The 22,536-nt window shown below is 50.4% G+C and carries 19 protein-coding genes; 12 read left to right on the top strand and 7 right to left on the bottom strand.

The window, feature by feature from the left end; all coding sequences use genetic code 11:
- Nucleotides 1-4 precede the first annotated feature (4 nt).
- The gene (locus tag QEN32_RS07395) at nt 5-1,330 is read right to left on the bottom strand and encodes an MFS transporter (RefSeq protein WP_265322266.1); all 1,326 of its coding nucleotides are present in this window, start codon (nt 1,328-1,330) and stop codon (nt 5-7) included.
- A 49-nt stretch (nt 1,331-1,379) separates the two neighbouring features.
- On the opposite strand from QEN32_RS07395, the gene QEN32_RS07390 reads away from it, so the two are divergent.
- The 5 genes from QEN32_RS07390 to yfaE all read left to right on the top strand — a co-directional run bounded on the left by QEN32_RS07390 (nt 1,380) and on the right by yfaE (nt 7,213).
- Complete coding sequence (locus tag QEN32_RS07390) at nt 1,380-2,264, top strand: GntR family transcriptional regulator (RefSeq protein ID WP_000944714.1); 885 nt, start codon at nt 1,380-1,382, stop codon at nt 2,262-2,264.
- A gap of 82 nt (nt 2,265-2,346) precedes the next feature.
- Complete coding sequence (gene ubiG / locus QEN32_RS07385) at nt 2,347-3,075, top strand: bifunctional 2-polyprenyl-6-hydroxyphenol methylase/3-demethylubiquinol 3-O-methyltransferase UbiG (protein ID WP_001091009.1); 729 nt, start codon at nt 2,347-2,349, stop codon at nt 3,073-3,075.
- 355 nt (nt 3,076-3,430) lie between these two features.
- A complete protein-coding gene (gene nrdA / locus QEN32_RS07380; protein ID WP_001076494.1) occupies nt 3,431-5,716 on the top strand; it encodes a class 1a ribonucleoside-diphosphate reductase subunit alpha in 2,286 nt (761 codons plus the stop codon).
- A gap of 112 nt (nt 5,717-5,828) precedes the next feature.
- Nucleotides 5,829-6,959, top strand: a complete 1,131-nt coding sequence (gene nrdB / locus QEN32_RS07375; RefSeq protein WP_000332026.1) for a class Ia ribonucleoside-diphosphate reductase subunit beta — start codon at nt 5,829-5,831, stop codon at nt 6,957-6,959.
- Nucleotides 6,959-7,213, top strand: a complete 255-nt coding sequence (gene yfaE, locus QEN32_RS07370) for a ferredoxin-like diferric-tyrosyl radical cofactor maintenance protein YfaE (protein ID WP_000533921.1) — start codon at nt 6,959-6,961, stop codon at nt 7,211-7,213. Before nrdB ends, yfaE begins: the two co-directional genes overlap by 1 nt.
- A gap of 1 nt (nt 7,214) precedes the next feature.
- Here yfaE and QEN32_RS07365 read toward each other — a convergent pair whose 3' ends face one another.
- Nucleotides 7,215-8,405 carry an MFS transporter gene (locus QEN32_RS07365; protein WP_000660247.1) on the bottom strand — a complete coding sequence of 397 codons (1,191 nt, stop codon included), beginning with the start codon at nt 8,403-8,405 and terminating at the stop codon, nt 7,215-7,217.
- A 161-nt stretch (nt 8,406-8,566) separates the two neighbouring features.
- On the opposite strand from QEN32_RS07365, the gene QEN32_RS07360 reads away from it, so the two are divergent.
- Entirely contained in the window at nt 8,567-9,445 is an 879-nt protein-coding gene (locus QEN32_RS07360) for a LysR substrate-binding domain-containing protein (RefSeq protein ID WP_265322265.1), read from the top strand.
- Between the two features lie 115 nt (nt 9,446-9,560).
- On the opposite strand, the gene glpQ is transcribed toward QEN32_RS07360, so the two are convergent.
- Together glpQ and glpT are read right to left on the bottom strand one after the other, a co-directional pair.
- Nucleotides 9,561-10,631 carry a glycerophosphodiester phosphodiesterase gene (gene glpQ, locus QEN32_RS07355; protein WP_000858952.1) on the bottom strand — a complete coding sequence of 357 codons (1,071 nt, stop codon included), beginning with the start codon at nt 10,629-10,631 and terminating at the stop codon, nt 9,561-9,563.
- Nucleotides 10,632-10,635: 4 nt separating this feature from the next.
- Nucleotides 10,636-11,994, bottom strand: coding sequence for a glycerol-3-phosphate transporter (gene glpT, locus QEN32_RS07350; RefSeq protein WP_000948739.1), 1,359 nt, complete (start codon nt 11,992-11,994; stop codon nt 10,636-10,638).
- Between the two features lie 272 nt (nt 11,995-12,266).
- Here glpT and glpA point away from each other — a divergent pair, with 272 nt between their 5' ends.
- The 4 genes from glpA to sseL all read left to right on the top strand — a co-directional run bounded on the left by glpA (nt 12,267) and on the right by sseL (nt 17,779).
- The gene (glpA, locus tag QEN32_RS07345; RefSeq protein WP_000857205.1) at nt 12,267-13,895 is read left to right on the top strand and encodes an anaerobic glycerol-3-phosphate dehydrogenase subunit A; all 1,629 of its coding nucleotides are present in this window, start codon (nt 12,267-12,269) and stop codon (nt 13,893-13,895) included.
- Entirely contained in the window at nt 13,885-15,144 is a 1,260-nt protein-coding gene (gene glpB, locus QEN32_RS07340; RefSeq protein ID WP_000667162.1) for a glycerol-3-phosphate dehydrogenase subunit GlpB, read from the top strand. Before glpA ends, glpB begins: the two co-directional genes overlap by 11 nt.
- Nucleotides 15,141-16,331, top strand: coding sequence for an anaerobic glycerol-3-phosphate dehydrogenase subunit GlpC (gene glpC, locus QEN32_RS07335; protein ID WP_001285726.1), 1,191 nt, complete (start codon nt 15,141-15,143; stop codon nt 16,329-16,331). The genes glpB and glpC overlap by 4 nt, the downstream gene beginning before the upstream one ends.
- A 425-nt stretch (nt 16,332-16,756) precedes the next feature.
- Nucleotides 16,757-17,779, top strand: coding sequence for an SPI-2 type III secretion system effector deubiquitinase SseL (gene sseL, locus QEN32_RS07330; protein WP_265322264.1), 1,023 nt, complete (start codon nt 16,757-16,759; stop codon nt 17,777-17,779).
- A 109-nt stretch (nt 17,780-17,888) separates the two neighbouring features.
- Here sseL and QEN32_RS07325 read toward each other — a convergent pair whose 3' ends face one another.
- A complete protein-coding gene (locus QEN32_RS07325; protein WP_001528370.1) occupies nt 17,889-19,085 on the bottom strand; it encodes a nicotinamide mononucleotide deamidase-related protein YfaY in 1,197 nt (398 codons plus the stop codon).
- 114 nt (nt 19,086-19,199) lie between these two features.
- A complete protein-coding gene (locus QEN32_RS07320) occupies nt 19,200-19,742 on the bottom strand; it encodes a YfaZ family protein (RefSeq protein WP_001670658.1) in 543 nt (180 codons plus the stop codon).
- Between the two features lie 278 nt (nt 19,743-20,020).
- On the opposite strand from QEN32_RS07320, the gene nudI reads away from it, so the two are divergent.
- Complete coding sequence (gene nudI, locus QEN32_RS07315; RefSeq protein ID WP_265322263.1) at nt 20,021-20,446, top strand: nucleoside triphosphatase NudI; 426 nt, start codon at nt 20,021-20,023, stop codon at nt 20,444-20,446.
- Nucleotides 20,447-20,490: 44 nt separating this feature from the next.
- Here the strand turns inward: nudI and pmrG are convergent, their stop codons facing one another.
- Nucleotides 20,491-21,096 carry a lipopolysaccharide core heptose(II)-phosphate phosphatase PmrG gene (gene pmrG, locus QEN32_RS07310; protein WP_000879258.1) on the bottom strand — a complete coding sequence of 202 codons (606 nt, stop codon included), beginning with the start codon at nt 21,094-21,096 and terminating at the stop codon, nt 20,491-20,493.
- Nucleotides 21,097-21,394: 298 nt separating this feature from the next.
- On the opposite strand from pmrG, the gene arnB reads away from it, so the two are divergent.
- Entirely contained in the window at nt 21,395-22,534 is a 1,140-nt protein-coding gene (gene arnB / locus QEN32_RS07305; protein WP_265322268.1) for a UDP-4-amino-4-deoxy-L-arabinose aminotransferase, read from the top strand.
- Nucleotides 22,535-22,536 lie beyond the last annotated feature (2 nt).

Genomic DNA, 22,536 nt, shown 5'->3' with positions numbered 1-22,536 from the left:
TTTATCAGGTTCGTGATACAACATTTGTTTGTTGGCTTTTTTCTTTTTTCACATCAATTTTCATTAACGCCAAAACGGCTACCGCAGCGAAGCAAAGTATTGCCTCTACAATAAATATTCCTGTCGCACCATAATGAGTAGAAACGAATCCCAGTGACTTATTAATCAGGAATCCGCCAAGACTTGAACATGAGTTAATAAACGCAATGCTGATAGCCAACCCTGACGGCGACAATAATGCAGAAGGCAGCGCCCAGTAAGGTCCGTAATAGCTGAGGATCCCAACACCATAGAACGTTAGCCCCAGCATTCTCAGCGACATTGAGGGGACAAGAGCAATCATCAGAAAACCACAGCCTGCCAGAAACATGGGTAATGCAGCATGCCATTTTCGTTCATTCTTTTTATCGGAATGCCAGCCCCACCAGGGCATACTGAACATAGCGAAAATAAACGGAATACTCATGATTAAGCCAACGTCAGTATCCGTAAAATCAGCTGAAAATCCCTTCACCAACCCCGGCAACCAGTAGTTTGCCGCCAGAGCAGCCGCCTGAATCAACATGTAGGCGAAAGAAAGCTGAAGCAAAACTGGATTTTTGATTATGGAAAGAAAGGATGAGTTGGTATTTTTATTTAATGCAGCTGCGGTTTCATTGTCAGTGCGTAATTTATTAACTAAGGCCGATATCTGCTGTGGCGTAAGCCATTTAGCCTTTTCTGGACTGTCAGGCAGTAAATAAAATGTCAGGATGCCAAGGAATACGGTAGGGATACCTTCAATAGCAAAAAGCCAGCGCCAGCCTTCATAATCCGGGGTATTCAAATGCTCGATGATCCAACCAGACATCGGCGCAGCCAATACCGATGCAACAGCAATAGATAACATGAAGAAACTATTGACTTTTCCGCGTTCACGAGCCGGGAACCAGCATGCAAGATAATAAACCATGCCCGGGAAAAAGCCAGCTTCAAATACCCCCAAAAAAATGCGAGCCAGCAAAATATGTTGAGTATCTTTAGCAAAAAAAATCAGCCCTGTTACCGCTCCCCAGCCGATAATAATGGAACTAATCCATTTTCTTGCACCAAGCTTTTGCAAGCCAATGCTACTCGGAATTTGAAAGATTAAATATGATATGAAGAATATAGAAGAAATATTAGCGAAATCCTCAGGCGTAATACCGAGAGATTCATTCATGCGTAATGCAGCAAACCCAATATTGACACGATCCATATAGTTAAAAAAGTAAAGAATAAAGGCCAAAGGAATGATTTTCCTTTTTACAATACGAATTGCATCGTATAAATTCTCTTGTGGACTACTCATTTTGCATCACCTTTTATGATTCAATGAATAAGGGTATTAACCGGAATCGATGTTACGTAAAAAACAATACAATTCAAAAGCTAATGTGTCATATCTGATATATCAGCAAGCAAACTTAATGAAATATACAATAACAACAATAAAGTATGTAAATTTTCTTATATCTGATATATTAGATCCGTTAATTTTGAATAAATTAATTACAATGGAACCGGGTTTAACCATGGAGGAGAAGAAAATGAAAAATAGATTAAAGCGTGACTTTAGTCACATATCAATTGAAATACCCAAATCCATCACCCAGGTGATTAAAGAGAAAATAAGGGAGATGATTATCCATGGCGATTTCGATCTTGGGCAAGCGATCAGTGAAAATGAACTATCAAATATTCTGATGGTAAGTAAAACACCAATTCGTGAAGCTTTTATTTGGCTGAGCTATAATGAGAACCTGGTCAACATCATTCCCCGCAGTGGGACATTTGTTTTTTCTGTCACCGACGAGGATATCAATGATCTCATCAAAATGAGGGTTATCCTTGAACAGGGCGCAATTCGTGAAGCGATGGAGAAAAATGCTAACAATGTCATAGTCGAATTAAGCAATATTTTATCGAAGTCAGCAAAAATTAATGCAGAGCGAGATACGCAAGCTTACCTCAAACTGGATCATGATTTTCATTATGTTTTTGTGAAATATGCCGATAATAAATACATTTCACAAGCACACCTGTTGATCTCAGCACGTTTATTGGCAATTCGCTACAGACTGGATTTTACCGCTGAATATATCACCAGCTCTAACCGTGGACATGCCACTATTTTGGATATGTTAAAAAACAACAACGTCGAGGGCGTCTGTAATTTTATCACGCACCACATCGGTAGCGGTTTTACAGAACGCGCAAGAAAACTTCTTGCGCTGAAAGCGTAATAAAGACGGCAGTAGATATAACGCAGCGACTTTGCACCTGCTATACTGCCCCGATAGATCAATAGCGGAATCTCATGTACTCATGAACACTGAAAAACCGTCGGTAGCTCACAACGTTGACCATAATGAAATCGCCAAATTCGAAGCCGTCGCGTCGCGCTGGTGGGATCTGGAGGGCGAATTCAAGCCATTGCATCGCATCAACCCTCTACGCCTTGGCTACATTACTGAGCGCTCAGGCGGCCTGTTTGGTAAAAAGGTACTCGACGTCGGCTGCGGCGGCGGCATTCTGGCGGAAAGTATGGCACGCGAAGGCGCAACCGTCACCGGGCTGGATATGGGCTTTGAGCCTTTGCAGGTCGCCAAACTGCATGCGCTGGAAAGCGGCATTGAGGTAGAGTACGTGCAGGAGACGGTTGAGGAACATGCGGCAAAACACGCCCAGCAATACGACGTCGTCACCTGTATGGAAATGCTGGAGCACGTTCCCGATCCGCAATCGGTCGTCCACGCCTGCGCCCAACTGGTTAAACCCGGCGGCGAGGTGTTCTTCTCAACGTTGAACCGCAATGGGAAATCCTGGCTGATGGCGGTCGTCGGCGCTGAGTATATTCTGCGCATGGTGCCAAAAGGCACGCACGACGTGAAGAAATTCATTAAGCCTGCTGAACTGTTAAGCTGGGTAGATGAAACCGTCCTGAAAGAGCAACATATCACCGGGCTGCACTACAACCCGATAACCAATACTTTCAAACTCGGTCCCGGAGTAGACGTTAACTACATGTTGCATACCCGCGCTAAAAAAGCCTGACATCAAAGAATTTTCCTATAAGGGTTGCGTTAGATCATCGGGCGCAACCTTTCTCTTCGATGAAGAAATCAGCATTCGATCAAATTTTGATTTTTTTTTATGAATTGTTGACATCCTCTCCAGGCCTTATCAGACGCGCATTTAGCGATTCTTACGCTTTTGCAACCGCAATTTAACGCCAAAATCAACTCTTGTACTCAAAAGAATCCCTACTAGAATACTCACCATATAGCGTTTCACTTATCGATTACCCCCTATATATAGTATTTATCCACAGAGTTAGTCACAACGTGGCGTTGTGGATAAGCGGGGGGATATTTTTCTTTCACGGACAGGTAAACAGGTAGAAAACCACATGAATCAGAGTCTGCTGGTGACAAAGCGTGACGGCCGTACTGAGCGCATCAATCTCGACAAAATTCATCGCGTGCTTGATTGGGCGGCAGAAGGACTGAATAACGTATCGGTTTCTCAGGTCGAGCTACGCTCGCATATTCAGTTTTATGATGGGATTAAGACCTCCGATATCCATGAAACTATCATTAAGGCCGCCGCAGACCTGATCTCTCGCGATGCGCCGGATTATCAATACCTGGCTGCGCGTCTGGCGATTTTCCACCTGCGTAAGAAAGCCTTCGGCCAGTTTGAGCCGCCCGCACTTTACCACCATGTGGTAAAAATGGTTGAGCTTGGCAAATACGACAATCATCTGCTGGAAGACTACACGGAAGAAGAGTTCAAGCAGATGGATTCGTTTATCGTTCACGATCGCGATATGACCTTCTCCTACGCTGCCGTTAAGCAGCTGGAAGGGAAATATCTGGTGCAAAACCGCGTGACCGGCGAAATCTATGAAAGCGCACAGTTCCTCTACATTCTGGTAGCGGCCTGCCTGTTCTCGAACTACCCGCGTGAAACGCGTCTTGACTATGTAAAACGTTTTTACGATGCGGTCTCTACGTTCAAAATCTCGCTGCCGACGCCCATCATGTCCGGTGTGCGTACCCCAACCCGTCAGTTCAGCTCCTGCGTACTGATCGAGTGTGGCGACAGTCTGGATTCCATCAACGCCACCTCCAGCGCTATCGTGAAATACGTTTCTCAGCGCGCTGGTATCGGCATCAACGCTGGCCGCATCCGTGCGCTGGGTAGCCCGATTCGTGGCGGCGAGGCCTTCCACACCGGCTGTATCCCGTTCTACAAGCACTTCCAGACGGCGGTGAAATCCTGCTCGCAGGGCGGCGTGCGCGGCGGCGCGGCGACACTGTTCTACCCGATGTGGCACCTGGAAGTGGAAAGCCTGCTGGTACTAAAAAACAACCGTGGCGTGGAAGGTAACCGCGTACGTCACATGGACTACGGCGTACAGATCAACAAACTGATGTATACCCGCCTGCTGAAGGGCGGCGACATTACGCTGTTCAGTCCGTCCGATGTACCCGGGCTATACGATGCGTTCTTCGCCGACCAGGACGAATTCGAACGCCTGTACGTGAAATATGAAAACGACGACAGCATCCGCAAACAGCGTGTGAAAGCGGTCGAACTGTTCTCGCTGATGATGCAGGAACGCGCCTCTACCGGTCGTATCTATATCCAGAACGTTGACCACTGCAATACTCACAGTCCGTTCGATCCGGTTGTCGCCCCGGTACGCCAGTCTAACCTGTGTCTGGAGATTGCCCTGCCAACCAAACCGCTGAACGATGTCAACGATGAAAACGGCGAAATTGCGTTGTGTACGCTGTCTGCATTCAACCTGGGCGCCATTAAAACTCTGGACGAGCTGGAAGAACTGGCTATTCTGGCAGTACGCGCTTTGGATGCTCTGCTCGATTATCAGGATTACCCGATTCCGGCTGCCAAACGCGGCGCAATGGGCCGTCGTACGCTGGGCATTGGCGTGATTAACTTCGCCTACTGGCTGGCGAAAAACGGTAAACGTTATTCCGACGGCAGCGCCAATAATCTGACGCATAAAACCTTTGAAGCCATTCAGTACTATCTGCTTAAAGCGTCCAACGAACTGGCGAAAGAGCAAGGCGCCTGCCCATGGTTCAACGAAACCACCTATGCAAAAGGCATTTTGCCGATCGACACCTACAAAAAGGATCTGGATGCGATCGTCAACGAACCGCTGCACTACGACTGGGAACAGCTGCGTGAATCGATCAAAACCCACGGTCTGCGTAACTCCACGCTATCGGCGCTAATGCCGTCGGAAACGTCGTCCCAGATCTCCAACGCCACCAACGGCATTGAGCCGCCGCGCGGCTACGTCAGCATCAAGGCCTCGAAAGACGGTATTTTGCGTCAGGTCGTGCCGGATTATGAGCATCTGAAAGACGCTTACGAACTGTTGTGGGAGATGCCGAACAACGACGGTTATCTGCAACTGGTGGGTATCATGCAGAAGTTTATCGATCAGTCGATTTCCGCCAATACCAACTACGATCCGTCACGTTTCCCGTCAGGAAAAGTGCCGATGCAGCAACTGCTGAAAGATTTGCTCACCGCGTATAAGTTTGGCGTGAAAACTCTGTACTATCAAAATACCCGCGACGGCGCGGAAGATGCGCAGGACGATTTGGCGCCTTCTATTCAGGACGATGGCTGCGAAAGCGGCGCTTGTAAGATCTGATGAATAGTGCCGGGTAGCGCTATGCTTACCCGGCCTACGATTGTACGGTTTGTAGGCCGGATAAGGCGCTTGCGCCGCCATCCGGCGCTCATCCCATAAAGGATTCACTTCAATGGCATACACCACTTTTTCACAGACGAAAAACGATCAGCTCAAGGAACCCATGTTCTTTGGCCAGCCGGTCAACGTTGCACGCTATGACCAGCAGAAATATGACATCTTCGAAAAACTGATCGAAAAACAGCTCTCTTTCTTCTGGCGTCCGGAAGAGGTCGACGTCTCCCGCGATCGTATCGATTATCAGGCGTTGCCGGAGCACGAAAAACATATCTTCATCAGCAACCTCAAATACCAGACGCTGCTGGATTCCATTCAGGGACGTAGCCCGAACGTCGCCCTGCTGCCGCTCATTTCCATCCCGGAGCTGGAGACGTGGGTAGAGACCTGGGCGTTTTCTGAGACGATTCACTCACGATCCTACACCCACATTATTCGTAACATCGTCAACGATCCGGCGGTCGTGTTTGACGATATCGTGACCAATGAGCAAATTCAGAAGCGCGCCGAAGGGATCTCCGCCTACTACGACGAACTTATTGAGATGACCAGTTACTGGCACCTGCTCGGTGAAGGCACCCATACCGTTAATGGCAAAACGGTTGTCGTGAATCTGCGTGAGCTGAAGAAAAAACTGTATCTGTGCCTGATGAGCGTGAACGCGCTGGAAGCCATCCGCTTCTACGTCAGCTTCGCCTGCTCTTTCGCATTTGCCGAGCGTGAACTGATGGAAGGCAACGCCAAAATTATCCGTCTGATCGCCCGTGACGAAGCTCTGCATCTGACCGGCACGCAACATATGCTGAACCTGTTGCGTAGCGGCGTGGACGACCCGGAGATGGCGGAAATCGCCGAAGAGTGTAAACAGGAATGTTATGACCTGTTCGTGCAGGCGGCGCAGCAGGAAAAAGAGTGGGCGGACTATCTGTTCCGCGACGGTTCGATGATCGGCCTGAATAAAGATATCCTGTGCCAATACGTTGAATATATTACTAATATTCGTATGCAGGCGGTGGGGCTGGATCTGCCGTTCCAGACCCGCTCCAACCCAATCCCGTGGATCAATACCTGGCTGGTGTCCGATAACGTTCAGGTTGCGCCACAGGAAGTGGAAGTTAGTTCTTATCTGGTCGGACAAATCGATTCGGAAGTCGATACCGACGATCTGAGTAATTTCCAGCTCTGATGGGACGCGTCACGCTGCGTATCACTGGCACACAGCTGCTGTGCCAGGATGAACACCCTTCTCTGCTGGCCGCGCTGGAATCGCATAACGTTGAGGTGGAGTATCAGTGCCGCGAAGGTTATTGCGGCTCCTGTCGTACCCGGCTGGTTGCCGGTCAGGTTGACTGGATTACGGAACCTTTAGCGTTTATCCAGCCGGGAGAGATTTTGCCCTGCTGCTGCAGGGCAAAAGGCGATATCGAAATCGAGATGTAACTCAGTGCAACTCGCTGGTGGAAACCAAAGGCATCACGCCACGTTTTTTCATCTGCACGGCATACAGTGCGCCAGCGAGTACCACCAGCACCGCGCCAGCGACATAAATCATACGATAGCCAACCGACTCAACCATCATTCCCATGATAAAGGCGCCAATCGCCATTCCGGCATCCATCGCGTTAAAGAACAGTGAATTCGCCACGCCGATTTTATGCGGTTCAACCGAGCTGATAATTTGCGTCTGGAAAACCGGCGTGACCGAACCGTAGCCGATACCGATGAGACCGCCGGAAATAATCATCATGATGCTGCCATTGGTGTAGCCCAGCGCCACCAGACCGATGGTAAAAGCCAACAGACATGGGAAAACAACGTATTTCGGCCCTTTTTTATCACAAATATTCCCGGTGAAGGTACGGCATATCATCAGGAAAATCGCGTAGCACAGCAGGAAATTACTGGCCGCCGCCATTAAATCCAGCTCACGTGCATACAGCGCCAGGAAAGCCGACACGCCGGCATAGGAGAAAGTCATAAAAAAGGTGACCAGCGCAAAAGGCAAGGCGGCGCGGTCAAACATCGCGGCAAAACCCAGATTCGGTTTCGAACCATCGGCATGACGAATTACCGGAGGGACCGTCACAATCAGGGAAAGCACAATCCCTAACGCCGCTACAGCGGAACAAAGCCAGAATGCGGCAGTGAACGCGTTCCAGCGGGCCATATTCAAACCGATCCACGGTCCTACGACCATCGCCAGGCCCATCGCTAAAGAGAAAAAGCTGATGCCCTCTCCACGTCGGGAGGCCGGAATTAACCGCGCTGAAATAGTTCCTTTTACCGTGGTAATAACACCAAACGTAATCCCATGAAGTACGCGGATAAAGAGCAGCGACTCGATAGAATGGCAAACCGGATACAGCGCGGTAATCACCAAAAAAGCCAGAGAAGAGAGCACCAGAATCTTTTTATTCGAATATTTTCCCACCCATTGTCCGGCAAACGGCCGAATAACAATTGCCGCGGCCAGGAAACATGTCACTAACAGCCCGGCCTTATCTGCAGAAGCATGCAGGCGGTCAGCGATATAAATGGGTAATAAAGTTAGCAGTACATAAAAAACAAAAAAGATAATAAAACTGACTATGGTGATTGCCCAAAAATCCTTCGTCCATAATTTTTCTTTCATTCTTAACGACCCGCTCAGATGGCGCACGCAGGCAACGCTCAGCTCAACTGAACACCTATCAGGTGCGTCAAAATGTGATGTATTCGATAGAATCGCAGTATAAACAAGTGCACTCTATTAGAAAAATTAATCGTTTTAATTATATTGATTAGGTTTTACTAATGACGCTAACCCAAATCCACGCCCTGCTTGCCGTACTGGAGTACGGCGGATTTACCGAAGCCAGCAAACGGCTATACATGACGCAATCCGCCGTCAGCCAGGCCATCTCCGCGCTTGAGGAGGAGCTCGGCGTTGACATATTGATTCGTGAGCGTCGTAAAGAGATTGAGCTTACCGCCGCCGGTAGCCGCATCGTCAGGCACTTACGCGCGATCCAGCGCGACGTCAACGCGGTAAAAGAGATTGCCGAACAAGAAAAAAAGAACCCGGCCCGTACGCTACGGATTGGCTGTTTTCCCAGCGCCTGCGCCTGCATTTTACCCGGCGTCATTCGCTATTTTGAAAGCCATCATCCAAATGTAAAAATTATCCCCTATGAAGAGAACAGTACGGCTATTATTGATTCGCTGCAGGACGGAAGTATTGATGCCGGTTTCGTTCCTTTTCCGGTCAACGGTATGTATTGCGTCCCCATTTACCGGGATAAATTCACCGTAGTGGTGCCTGAAAATCATCCCCTGGCGGCCAATAGTACAGTAACGGTCGAAGAACTGATGGACGAACCACTTATTGTCAGTAAAGGTCGTTATGAATTAAGCATTATGGCGTTGTTTAAAGAAAAGGGTATTGAGCCGATATTTAAATATGAATTTAACCATCCCGATACTGCGCTGAATTTTATTCGCCAGGGATTAGGTATCGCCTTATTGCCAGAATTAACCTTAAAAGCCACGACAGGAAAATTATGCTCCGTGGCGCTGGAACCCACCTTTTATCGACAAATTTCCCTGTTAGCAAAAGAACCGCCGGTAGAAGGAAGTCCGCTATTTTTATTAAAAAAATGTATGGAAACACTGACCGATGAGGGGTTGCTATAAAACAACCCCGCCTGATGGCATTGCGTTTACCAGACTTACGCTGGCAAACGTTGCGCCAGGCCGGATGAGGCGTTTATGCCCTCATCCGGCGCGTCACTTCGACTATGGCAAACCTTTAGTCATTTTTTTGCAGGAACATGACCGCCTTATCCGGGAAGTCAGTGAACAGCCCGTCGACGCCCGCCTTGTTATACAGGATGTCGTACAACTGATTGACGTCTGTGGCATAGTCCGGCAATTGATCGGCACGCACAGTGTAAGGATGCACTACCATCTTATTCTGATGCGCGTCTTGCACCATTCCAGTCAGCTTAATATTCCCTTTCGTTGAGCCTTCCGCAACCAGCATATGGTAATCCGGACCAATACCGTCCGCATATTCCGCCACCTGCTTCATAGCGCCCGGCTTAAACATCCAGTCGTAGTTGTAATTTACCCAACGACCGTCCGGCTGTTTCTGCTGTGTTTCATTCCAGTCGGTATACGCAATAAGTTGAACCAGATTGAGATCCATCCCCATTTTGGGTTCCAGTTCATTCTTAATACGTTTCAGCTCAGCGACATCAAAACACTGCAAATAGACATTGTCCTGCTTGCCGGTGTAACCATACTTCTTCAGCACTTCCAGCGTTTTCGCGGCAATATCTTTCCCTTCCTGATGATGGAACCACGGCGCTTTAATTTCCGGATAAATACCGATATTTTTACCGGTAGAGTGATTTAATCCCTGAACGAATTCAATTTCCTCTTCAAAGGTATGAATGCGGAAATCAGATTTTCCCATCGGGAAACGGCCCGGATAAGTTTGTACTTTTTTGCCGTTTTCAATATCAAACCCTTCGGTAAACTTCAGGGATTTAATTTCATCCAGCGTAAAATCGATAGCGTAATAGCGCCCATCTTTACGCGCCCGGTCCGGAAAACGGTCAGCGACGTCAGTCACCCGGTCAAGGTAGTGGTCATGGAGGACGACCAGATGGTCGTCCTTTGTCATCACTAAATCCTGTTCCAGATAATCTGCCCCTTGCGCATACGCCATCGCTTTCGCCGGTAGCGTATGCTCCGGCAGATAACCGCTGGCGCCACGGTGGGCGATAACGACTTTTTCAGCCGCCACGGCGCCGCTTCCGATGGTCATTCCTGCCAACATTAACGCCACGCTAAGGTTTTTCAGTGTGGTTTTCATGTTATTAGCCTCCGTTGCGTTTTAACTGCAGCTCATCATGATGGCGTTTTTCACCAATCATCACGACCACCAGCAGGATTACCGCCAGAATGCTGCCGCCAATCATCACCATAAAGCCGCCATCCCAACCGAAGAAGTCAACGGTATAACCCACAATGGCGCTTGCAGCGACAGAACCGCCCAGGTAACCAAACAGACCGGTAAAGCCCGCCGCCGTACCCGCCGCTTTTTTCGGCGCCAGTTCCAGCGCGTGCAGACCGATCAACATTACCGGGCCGTAGATCAGGAAGCCGATGATAATCATACAAGCCATATCAACGTTCGGGTTTCCTGCCGGGTTCATCCAGTAAACGATGGTCGCGATAGTGACCAGGGTCATAAAGAACACGCCGGTCGCGCCACGGTTGCCGCGGAAGACTTTATCCGACATCCAGCCACACAGCAGCGTGCCCGGAATACCCGCGTATTCATACAGGAAGTAGGCCCAGGAGGATTTATCCAGTGCGAAATGCTTCACTTCTTTCAGGTAGGTCGGCGACCAGTCGAGGATGCCGTAGCGCAGCAGATAAACAAACACGTTGGCGATAGCGATGTACCACAACAGTTTGTTTGGCAGTACGTACTGCATGAAGATCTGCTTCGCAGTCAGCTCTTCTTCCGCTTTTTCGTTGTAGTCGTCCGGATAGTCGTTTTTATACTCTTCGATAGGCGGCAGACCGCAGGATTGCGGCGTATCGCGCATCATTGCGAAAGCGAACAGCGCCACCACAATCGCGCCAAAGGCTGGCATATAGAGCGCCGCTTTCCAGTCGTTAAACCACGCCATCCCCAGCAGGAACAGCAGTGGCGGGATCCCGCCGCCGACGTTATGCGCACAGTTCCAGACCGACACAATGCCGCCGCGCTCTTTCTGCGACCACCAGTGAACCATCGTACGTCCGCACGGCGGCCACCCCATCCCCTGGAACCAGCCGCAAAGGAACAACAGTACAAACATCACGGCGATGCTGGATGTCGCCCACGGCACAAAGCCCATAAACAACATGACTGCTGCGGCCAGAATCAACCCTGCCGGCAGGAAAACGCGCGGATTCGAGCGATCGGACACCGAACCCATTATAAATTTCGAAAAACCATAAGCGATGGAAATCCCGGACAGCGCAAAGCCCAGATCGCCGCGTGAAAAACCCTGTTCTACCAGGTAGGGCATCGCGAGGGCAAAGTTCTTGCGCACCAGATAATACGCGGCATAGCCAAAGAATATCCCCAGGAAAATCTGCCAGCGTAATCGGCGATAGGTCGGATCAATCTCCGCCGCTGGCAAGCGCGCTTTATGCGGCGCTGGTTTAAAAATACTCAACATATTGTAGCCTCCGTGGCCCGTATTTTATTTAGAGGTAAACACCGCAGTTTGTTCAAACAACCCCGCTGCTCCCAGTGTGGCCGCGATGTTAAGTAAAGATACGTCACGTTAATGTGAATTACAGCACATATTGTTACAGTTTTATGACCAATGTTCAGAAAGGCGCACGAAATCACGTTTCATTTTCGAATAGTGAGCGATTATGCGCGAAATCAAACATTCCATATGATTTGTATGGCTAAATGATAAAAAACGAACTGTGAGGAAAAACAATGAAAACTCGCGACTCGCAAGCAAGTGACGTGATTATCATTGGCGGTGGAGCAACAGGCGCAGGGATCGCCCGCGACTGCGCGCTGCGCGGTTTACGTGTCATTCTGGTGGAACGGCATGATATAGCGACCGGCGCGACCGGGCGTAACCACGGGCTGCTGCACAGCGGCGCTCGTTATGCGGTTACCGACGCGGAATCCGCGCGCGAGTGCATTAGTGAAAACCAGATTTTAAAACGGATCGCCCGCCATTGCGTCGAACCGACGGATGGTCTGTTTATTACGTTGCCGGAAGATGATCTTGCGTTTCAGGCCACCTTTATTCGCGCCTGTGAAGCGGCAGGCATTCGCGCTGAAGCCATCGATCCGCAGCAGGCTCGCATCATCGAACCTTCCGTTAACCCTGCGCTCATCGGTGCGGTAAAAGTGCCGGATGGCACCGTGGACCCTTTCCGCCTTACCGCCGCCAATATGTTGGATGCCAGAGAACATGGCGCAATCGTGTTAACGGCGCATGAAGTGACCGGGCTCATTCGTGAAGGCGCAACGGTCTGCGGCGTCCATGTGCGCAACCATCTCACTGGCGAAACCCAGACGCTTCACGCGCCGGTGGTGGTCAATGCGGCAGGTATCTGGGGGCAACGGATCGCCGAATACGCCGACCTGAGTATTCGCATGTTCCCGGCGAAAGGCTCGCTGTTGATCATGGACCATCGGATCAACCAGCATGTCATTAACCGCTGCCGGAAACCATCGGATGCCGACATTCTGGTACCTGGCGATACGATTTCACTGATCGGCACCACCTCTACCCATATTGATTACAATGAGATAGACAGCAACCGCGTCACCGCAGATGAAGTCGATATCCTGCTGCGTGAAGGGGAAAAACTGGCCCCTGTCATGGCGAAGACGCGTATTCTGCGCGCGTATTCCGGCGTCCGCCCGCTGGTGGCCAGCGATGACGATCCCAGCGGTCGTAACGTCAGCCGCGGTATTGTGTTGTTCGACCACGCCGAACGCGACGGGCTTGATGGCTTCATTACCATTACCGGCGGGAAGCTAATGACTTACCGCCTGATGGCGGAATGGGCGACCGATGCCGTGTGCCGCAAGTTGGGCAATACTCGCCCCTGCATCACGGCGGATACGCCGTTGCCTGGCTCAAAAGAGTCTACGGAACATACGCTGAAACGCATTATCTCGCTTCCCGCGCCGCTACGCGGATCGGCGGTTTATCGGCATGGCGATCGCACGCCGGGGTGGCTGAGCGAAGGCCGCCAACACCGTAGCCTGGTCTGTGAATGCGAGGCCGTCACGGCGGGGGAAGTGCAGTATGCCGTCGAAAACCTAACCGTGAATAGCCTGCTGGATCTGCGCCGTCGCACCCGCGTAGGGATGGGCACTTGCCAGGGCGAACTGTGCGCCTGCCGCGCGGCCGGGCTATTGCAGCGTTTTAATGTGACGACCGCGGCGCAATCTATTACGCAACTCTCTGAATTTCTGAATGAGCGCTGGAAAGGCGTACAACCTGTCGCCTGGGGAGACGCGCTGCGCGAAAGCGAATTCACGCGCTGGGTTTATCAGGGATTATGCGGTCTGGAGAAGGAGCACCAGGATGAAATTTGATACGGTTATTATGGGCGGCGGTCTCGCCGGTTTGCTGTGCGGACTGCAACTCCAGCAGCATGGATTACGCTGCGCCATCGTCACCCGCGGACAAAGCGCGCTGCATTTTTCCTCCGGCTCGCTGGATCTGCTCAGCACCCTGCCCGACGGCCAACCGGTGACCGACATTACCGCCGGGCTTGATGCGCTGCGCCGCCAGGCGCCTGAACATCCTTATTCGCGTTTAGGCGCGCAAAAAGTCCTTACGCTGGCGCAACAGGCGCAAACGCTACTTAACGCCAGCGGCGCGCAGTTATACGGCGACGTACAGCAGGCGCACCAGCGTGTCACGCCGCTTGGCACATTGCGTTCAACCTGGCTTAGCTCGCCGGAAGTTCCGGTCTGGCCGTTATCCGCACAGCGAATTTGCGTCGTCGGCGTTAGCGGATTACTGGATTTCCAGGCGCACCTTGCGGCAGCGTCGCTGCGTCAACGCGATCTCAACGTGGAAACCGCAGAAATCGACCTTCCGGAACTGGACGTACTGCGTGATAACCCGACGGAATTTCGCGCGGTCAATATCGCGCGTCTGCTTGATAACGAAGAAAAATGGCCGCTGCTGTACGACGCGCTGTCGCCAATAGCGACAAACTGCGACATGATCATCATGCCCGCCTGTTTCGGGCTGGCGAACGATACGCTGTGGCGCTGGCTTAATGAACGTCTGCCCTGCGCGCTCACGCTGCTGCCGACGCTGCCGCCATCGGTGCTCGGTATTCGTCTGCACAATCAGCTCCAGCGCCAGTTTGTCCGTCAGGGCGGCATCTGGATGCCGGGCGATGAAGTGAAGAAAGTCACCTGCCGTCGCGGTACCGTGAGCGAAATATGGACCCGCAACCATGCCGATATCCCACTGCGCCCGCGTTTTGCCGTACTTGCCAGCGGTAGCTTCTTTAGTAGCGGTCTGGTTGCCGAGCGCGAAGGGATCCGCGAACCTATTTTAGGGCTCGACGTACAGCAAACGGCCACCCGCGCCGAATGGTATCAACAACATTTCTTCGACCCACAGCCCTGGCAGCAGTTTGGCGTCGTGACGGATGATGCTTTCCGCCCCTCCCTTGCGGGCAACACGGTAGAAAATCTGTATGCAATAGGTTCTGTGCTGGCGGGATTCGATCCTATAGCTGAGGGATGCGGCGGCGGCGTCTGCGCAGTCAGCGCCCTCCAGGCCGCGCACCATATCGCTGAGCGTGCAGGAGAACAGCAATGAGCGACACACGTTTTGAAAGTTGTATTAAATGTACGGTGTGCACCACCGCGTGCCCGGTCAGCCGCGTTAATCCAGGCTACCCTGGCCCTAAACAGGCCGGACCGGATGGCGAACGCCTGCGTCTGAAAGACGGCGCACTGTATGATGAGGCGCTGAAATATTGCATTAACTGCAAACGGTGTGAGGTCGCCTGTCCGTCGGACGTGAAGATTGGCGATATCATCCAGCGCGCCCGCGCGAAATACGATACGACGCGCCCGTCATTGCGTAACTTTATTCTCAGCCATACCGATCTGATGGGCAGCGTTTCAACGCCGTTCGCGCCGGTGGTCAATACCGCCACCGCATTAAAGCCAGTGCGCCAGTTGCTTGATTACGCGCTCAAAATCGATCATCGCCGCACCTTACCAAAATACTCTTTCGGCACCTTCCGCCGCTGGTATCGTAGCGTGGCGGCGCAGCAGGCTAAATACAAAGATCAGGTCGCCTTTTTCCATGGCTGTTTTGTGAATTACAACCATCCGCAGCTCGGAAAAGATCTGATTAAGGTGCTGAACGCAATGGGTACTGGCGTACAGTTACTGAGTAAAGAGAAGTGTTGCGGCGTACCGCTGATCGCTAACGGTTTTACGGATAAAGCTCGCAAACAGGCTATCAGCAATGTGGAGTCGCTACGCGAGGCGATTGCCGTCAAAGGTATTCCGGTCATCGCCACGTCATCCACCTGTACGTTTGCGTTGCGCGATGAATATCCTGAAGTGCTGGACGTGGACAACGCCGGGCTGCGCGAACATATCGAGCTGGCCACCCGCTGGCTATGGCGCAAACTGGATGCCGGGAAAACGCTGCCGCTTAATCCTTTGCCGCTGAAAGTGGTCTACCATACGCCGTGTCATATGGAAAAAATGGGCTGGACGCTTTACACGCTTGAATTATTGCGGCAAATTCCGGGGCTTGAATTGACGGTACTTGATTCACAGTGCTGCGGCATTGCCGGTACGTATGGATTTAAAAAGGAAAACTATCCGACATCACAGTCCATCGGCGCGCCGCTGTTCCGCCAGATTGAAGAGAGCGGCGCCGACATTGTCGTCACCGATTGTGAAACCTGTAAGTGGCAAATTGAGATGTCTACAAGCAAACGCTGCGAACACCCCATTACGCTACTGGCCCAGGCGCTCGGCTAAGTAAAAAGCGCCGGAGTCCCTCCGGCGCTATTACCCTACTCACCAGGGACGATTTTCCATCAGACATATACCCTTCATACTTCAAGTTGCTTATGTGTTGGCTACGGATTATTTTGGGTATAAACGCGGATGTCTCTTTGCAATAACCTGCCCTATTTGGTTAACCATGACCGCTAACCCATGGTGGCATGACAGATAACGACGTTACTGTGTATAGAGCAATATCTCTTGTATCGACGCGTTACCAGCCCCCTTTAAAGAGAGGGATAACTAAATATCCCCAATAATAATTGAGTGTTATGTGAATAATAATAAAATCAGGTCTATGCCTGATTTAATATATCCCCCACTAATAATAATATTTTTACAAATAATTATACATGACATCATATTCGCTACTTTCACTTACCAGGAAACAGAGCAAAATGAATATATGTGTAAATTCACTTTACCGATTGAGCATACCGCAATTTCACAGCTTATATACAGAAGAGGTGAGCGATGAGGCGCTTACATTGTTGTTTAGCGCCGTAGAGAACGGTGATCAGAATTGTATTGATCTGTTATGCAATCTTGCATTACGCAACGATGACCTGGGACATAAAGTTGAGAAATTACTTTTTGATCTCTTTAGCGGAAAAAGATCGGGCTCACCAGATATAGATAAAAAAATCAATCAGGCTTGCCTTGTATTACATCAAATTGCCAATAACGATATAACAAAAAATAATACTGAGTGGAAAAAGCTACATGCCCCTTCCAGATTACTTTATATGGCCGGTTCCGCGACAACCGACCTTTCTAAAAAAATAGAAATAGCACATAAAATTATGGGCAACCAGTTCGCTCAGACAGATAAAGAACAGGTTGGAGTTGAAAATCTTTGGTGTGGTGTGCGAATGATGTCGTCAGATGAGCTGGCAGCTGCAACGCAAGGTCTGGTTCAAGAATCACCTTTTCTCTCGGTAAACTATCCCATTGGACTTATTCATCCTACCACCAAAGAAAATATATTAAGCACTCAGCTACTTGAAAAGATTGCTCAATCAGGATTATGTGAAAATGAAATCTTTCTGATAAATACAGGAGATCACTGGCTTCTCTGTTTATTTTATAAACTTGCAGAAAAAATAAAATGTCTCATATTTAACAGTTATCATGATTTAAATGAAAATACTAAGCAAGAGATTATAGAAGCAGCAAAGATTGCAGGTATATCAGAAAACGATGAGGTTAATTTTATCGAAATTAATTTACAGAATAATGTACCCAACGGCTGTGGTCTATTTTGTTACCATGCAATTCAACTCTTATCGAAAGCCGGACAAAACGATCCTGTTACCACACTACGAGAATTTGCGGAAAATTTCTTAACGCTTCCAGTAGAGGAACAAACACTATTTAACACCCAAACCCGGCGACAAATATATGAATACAGTCTCCAGTAATGGTGAGTACTTAGAGCCTATCCCATTAGGCTCTTATCCTGAAATGATGCTCTGCGAAGAATTTATAAGTATATAAGGGTGGGAAGGCCAGACCTTCCCACTAAAAGTTCTATGCCGTCAATGATTCAACCACGTCTATCCAGCCATGCTCGCTGATAATGTCCTCGCCATTAAGCCAGCGGCGCAGCATATTTAGCGCCATCATCGCACAGACCTCCTGACGTATTGCCAGACTATACCGATTGGCGCTAAAACGCACGCGTAAGGCATACGTGCCATCCGGCGTCGCCAGCGCGAAATTAAGATGTTCGTTTTCCAGCCCCGACACGGCCAGCGCCAGACCGGCATAATGATTGCTGCGTCGTTCTGTCGTCCAGTGTGCCGTTTGCGCCAGCGTCTCTTCCTGAGAAGGAACGACTTCGCTGGCAAGAACAGGCGCCCCGGCGCGGGAAAGCTGTAGCGCCAGTAAGCCGCTGGTGTATTGCTCGCTCAACGTCAGACTCAACTGCCTTTCCTGCAGGCGGCGGGCTATTTGCGCTGGCAGGTTTTCCGTACCTTCAAAAATCAGATTCTGTCCGGCAACCCGTTTGACCTCTGGCCATAACGCCAGCATCGCCTCCCGTTGCGTAGCCGGGCCGGTCAACTTCAGTTCAATGATCGGCATTGATGAGCGATACCCCATCGTCACGCCGGGCGGCAACGGCAGTGCGTCGAGACGCTGCGCCAGGTCGCTTTCTGAACGTCCAAAAGTCGTTAACCGCAGGCAAAGCGGCGGCTCCGGCAGCGAAAAACGCGCGCGTAACCGCGGTAAGATTTCCTTCTCCACCATAACCTTAAATTCAGACGGTACGCCGGGGGTGAAAAACATCAGGCAGCGGTTGAGCTGTAGCGCAAATCCACAGGCAGTGCCGACCGGATTATTAATAAACTCCGCGCTGGCAGGCAGTTCCGCCTGTTTACGGTTGCTCGGCGCCATCACACGACCGCGCTGCTGAAAATAACGTTCCATTTCGGTCAGCCACGCCTGGTGCAGTACTAATCCTTCGCCTTTTGCCGTTGCCGCGGCGAGCGCGCTTAAATCATCGCTGGTCGGCCCTAACCCGCCATTAACAATCAAAACATCAGCATGTTGACTGCGTTCACGCAAGATAGCGACCAGACTGTCCAGGTTATCGCCTACCGTATTTCGCCGTGATAACGGAACGCCCTGATGAAAGAAAAAATCAGCCAGCCAGGCGGCATTGGTGTCAACGATTTGTCCGTGCAACACCTCATCCCCGGTGGATAGCATTTCCACATTTAGCATTGTGTTCTCCTGCTCTTATGATGAAAACACTATAACGCAAAGACGAATATGACGTGGAAAGAAGAATGACGGGAAAAGGAGGAATATGGCGCGACGATTGCCGCGCCGTTAGCATCAAAAGCTGGCGTTTACGCCAACATAAGGGCCGTCAGCAATCGCATTGTCGCGGTTGCCGTCTTTACCCGCCAGGTTCAGGTAACGATAACCGGCTTCAATGCTCAGCGGGCGCATAATGGTGAAACGCGCGCCTGCATTCGCTTCTTCATAGCTGTCGATACCGCTGGACAGCGAATCTGGTGAATAATAATACTCGCCGAACAGACGGAAGCTGTTGCCGATTTTCCATTGTAGCCCGCCGCCGACAGCCGCCGCATAGCCTTCATCGCTGTCTTTCGGATTGGTATAAATACCTTTACCGCCGACCGTCGCCAGCAGCGGTCCCACCGGAATGTTCAGCCCCAGACCCACGCCCGCAGCGTCGCCATCATCATCGTTGTGCATCCAGTTGCCGCTTAGCGCCAGTCCCGTCGATTCCGTACCAAAACCCACGCCAATGTTGGTGTAATCTTCGCCCGCCTGGCCGCTAATACTGATGGCCTGCGCCGATGCAGAAACGAACAGCATTCCGGCAAAACCTAATAATATGCTTTTTTTCATTTTTACCCTTTCCAGCAAGCACATAAAGAAAAACTCCCCAAAACGGCAGAATTGTACTGCCAGACGCTGAGGAATCAATGCACTAAAAAACCATTCCAAAAACATATTGTAACGAAATACTACTTTCGCCATGCCGCATCATTGCGCCATCACATGGCGACGCCTGCATCAACAGGATTAACAAAAAACGCAGTCTGCGTTATCGCTTCCATTTTTCACAAAGAATTTCGCAGAACGATTTGTTAAGCTGATGACCTGGTGGTTTAAGGAAGCGACTTATGCGTCAACGAACTATAGTTTGCCCATTAATTCAAAATGATGGCTGTTATCTGCTGTGCAAAATGGCCGACAACCACGGCGTCTTTCCCGGTCAGTGGGCGCTGTCGGGCGGCGGGGTCGAGCCGGGCGAACGCATTGAAGAGGCGCTGCGTCGGGAGATTCGGGAGGAACTCGGCGAACAACTGATTCTGAGCGATATTACGCCGTGGACCTTCCGCGACGATATCCGCGTTAAAACCTACGCTGATGGCAGACAAGAAGAGATTTATATGATTTATCTCATCTTCGACTGTGTTTCCGCTAATCGCGATATATGTATTAACGACGAATTTCAGGACTACGCCTGGGTCAAGCCAGAAGAACTGGCGCTGTATGATTTGAATGTAGCGACACGCCACACATTAGCATTGAAAGGGTTATTATAATGACGACAGCCGCTTCAGGGTGTCTTTACGCTTTTAACATGCGGCTAGCCGGGAACAAATTCACCATCTAAAAAGAGTTTTCCGTTTTCCGCATGCATAACGAGCGCATTAAGATAGTCCGGATCAAACTTTACGCCGCGCTTATTTTTTGCAATATACGTCAAACAATGATTATGGGTAAAAATGACTATATTTTTATTCTGCGACTTTTTCAGTAACGTATTGATTGAAGCATAAATACCGCTGCCGCAATCCATCATTTTTTTATCCACCGTAAGCGACCTGCCCGCAGAAAACCAGGTTGCCGACTGGATGGTGCGCACCGTATTACTGGAATAGAGATTGTAATTTTGTATATCGGCACTGAAGGCTTTACCCAGCGCTCTGGCATCTTGCGCACCGTTGACCGTAATCCCCGTGCTGTCTGACAGGCAGGTATTATCGGAACGATCGCACCGCTCGGCATGGCGGAATAACACGACTACCGGATGCTGTTTCGCCAGCGCCGCCAGCGCTTTACCGTTAATCTGCGGTAGACCGTTACCACTCCAGGCATGTTGTGAGGTCAACCCGGCGATAATAACCAACGCCCCCGCCAGAGTCGCGAGATAGCGTTTGTTTTTAATAAAGCGTAGGGTAAATGCCAGCACATTAACCTCTCAGGCAGACAGTGCAGCTAACTTAATAGCAATACGATTAAAATGAAATTCCGCAACGGAAGACCAGGCCAGAAACATAAAAACAGCTTTTGGGCATGCATAAAATGCCTTAAACTTTCGGCGAAAGCAAAGCATAATTCCGTTAAAAATTATCTTTTTACTTCACCTTAATTTCTTAATGTTAATTTAATATTCATCCAGTAGGGTTCAGCTAAATGCGTTAAAAAATAAGCCCTTTTCTATTGCCGAAATATTTGAAAAGCGGCTTTCAATGGCTGAAGGAAAAATGATGTCGGACTTTTTGCCTTTCTCCCGTCCGGCGATGGGCGCGGAAGAGCTTGCTGCCGTTAAGACCGTACTGGACTCAGGTTGGATAACAACCGGCCCGAAAAATCAGGAACTGGAAGCGGCGTTTTGTCGGCTAACAGGCAATCAATATGCCGTTGCCGTCAGTTCAGCCACTGCCGGTATGCACATCGCGTTGATGGCACTGGGCATTGGTGAAGGCGACGAGGTCATTACACCGTCAATGACGTGGGTTTCTACGCTAAATATGATCGTTTTACTCGGCGCGAACCCCGTCATGGTCGATGTCGATCGCGATACGCTGATGGTCACGCCTGAACATATCGAAGCCGCGATTACGCCACAAACCAAAGCAATTATCCCCGTCCACTACGCTGGCGCGCCCGCCGATCTGGACGCTATTTACGCTCTTGGCGAGCGTTATGGCATTCCAGTGATTGAAGACGCGGCGCACGCGACAGGAACCAGCTACAAAGGTCGCCACATTGGCGCCCGGGGCACCGCGATTTTCTCCTTCCACGCCATTAAGAACATTACCTGCGCTGAAGGCGGTATCGTCGTCACGGATAACCCGCAATTCGCCGATAAACTGCGCAGTCTCAAGTTTCACGGGCTTGGCGTTGATGCCTGGGATCGGCAGAGCGGAGGACGCGCGCCACAAGCGGAAGTCCTGGCGCCGGGCTACAAATATAATTTGCCCGACCTCAACGCCGCTATCGCGCTTGCTCAGTTACAGAAACTGGATGCGCTTAACGCTCGCCGCGCCGCCATCGCAGCGCAGTACCACCAGGCAATGGCAGACCTGCCTTTTCAGCCTCTGAGCCTTCCGTCGTGGGAGCATATTCACGCCTGGCATTTATTCATTATCCGGGTCGATGAAGCCCGCTGCGGTATTACCCGGGATGCTCTGATGGCATCGCTGAAAACGAAAGGCATCGGCACAGGGCTGCATTTCCGCGCCGCGCATACGCAAAAATATTATCGCGAACGTTTCCCAACGCTCACGCTGCCTGACACCGAGTGGAACAGCGAGCGGATCTGCTCACTGCCGCTCTTCCCGGACATGACCGAGAGTGACTTTGATCGAGTCATTACCGCCCTTCATCAGCTAGCAGGACAATAAGC

This window comes from Salmonella sp. SA14318, assembly GCF_029866905.1.
GTDB classification, from domain to species: domain Bacteria; phylum Pseudomonadota; class Gammaproteobacteria; order Enterobacterales; family Enterobacteriaceae; genus Salmonella; species Salmonella enterica.
This window is presented reverse-complemented; position numbering and strand designations above follow the sequence as displayed.

Excerpts from the sequence above, each read along its gene's own strand:
- QEN32_RS07395 (WP_265322266.1), bottom strand. The coding sequence starts at position 1,330 with ATGAGTAGTCCACAAGAGAATTTATACGATGCAATTCGTATTGTAAAA.
- QEN32_RS07390 (WP_000944714.1), top strand. The coding sequence starts at position 1,380 with ATGTTACGTAAAAAACAATACAATTCAAAAGCTAATGTGTCATATCTG.
- ubiG (WP_001091009.1), top strand. The coding sequence starts at position 2,347 with ATGAACACTGAAAAACCGTCGGTAGCTCACAACGTTGACCATAATGAA.
- nrdA (WP_001076494.1), top strand. The coding sequence starts at position 3,431 with ATGAATCAGAGTCTGCTGGTGACAAAGCGTGACGGCCGTACTGAGCGC.
- nrdB (WP_000332026.1), top strand. The coding sequence starts at position 5,829 with ATGGCATACACCACTTTTTCACAGACGAAAAACGATCAGCTCAAGGAA.
- yfaE (WP_000533921.1), top strand. The coding sequence starts at position 6,959 with ATGGGACGCGTCACGCTGCGTATCACTGGCACACAGCTGCTGTGCCAG.
- QEN32_RS07365 (WP_000660247.1), bottom strand. The coding sequence starts at position 8,405 with ATGAAAGAAAAATTATGGACGAAGGATTTTTGGGCAATCACCATAGTC.
- QEN32_RS07360 (WP_265322265.1), top strand. The coding sequence starts at position 8,567 with ATGACGCTAACCCAAATCCACGCCCTGCTTGCCGTACTGGAGTACGGC.
- glpQ (WP_000858952.1), bottom strand. The coding sequence starts at position 10,631 with ATGAAAACCACACTGAAAAACCTTAGCGTGGCGTTAATGTTGGCAGGA.
- glpT (WP_000948739.1), bottom strand. The coding sequence starts at position 11,994 with ATGTTGAGTATTTTTAAACCAGCGCCGCATAAAGCGCGCTTGCCAGCG.
- glpA (WP_000857205.1), top strand. The coding sequence starts at position 12,267 with ATGAAAACTCGCGACTCGCAAGCAAGTGACGTGATTATCATTGGCGGT.
- glpB (WP_000667162.1), top strand. The coding sequence starts at position 13,885 with ATGAAATTTGATACGGTTATTATGGGCGGCGGTCTCGCCGGTTTGCTG.
- glpC (WP_001285726.1), top strand. The coding sequence starts at position 15,141 with ATGAGCGACACACGTTTTGAAAGTTGTATTAAATGTACGGTGTGCACC.
- sseL (WP_265322264.1), top strand. The coding sequence starts at position 16,757 with ATGAATATATGTGTAAATTCACTTTACCGATTGAGCATACCGCAATTT.
- QEN32_RS07325 (WP_001528370.1), bottom strand. The coding sequence starts at position 19,085 with ATGCTAAATGTGGAAATGCTATCCACCGGGGATGAGGTGTTGCACGGA.
- QEN32_RS07320 (WP_001670658.1), bottom strand. The coding sequence starts at position 19,742 with ATGAAAAAAAGCATATTATTAGGTTTTGCCGGAATGCTGTTCGTTTCT.
- nudI (WP_265322263.1), top strand. The coding sequence starts at position 20,021 with ATGCGTCAACGAACTATAGTTTGCCCATTAATTCAAAATGATGGCTGT.
- arnB (WP_265322268.1), top strand. The coding sequence starts at position 21,395 with ATGTCGGACTTTTTGCCTTTCTCCCGTCCGGCGATGGGCGCGGAAGAG.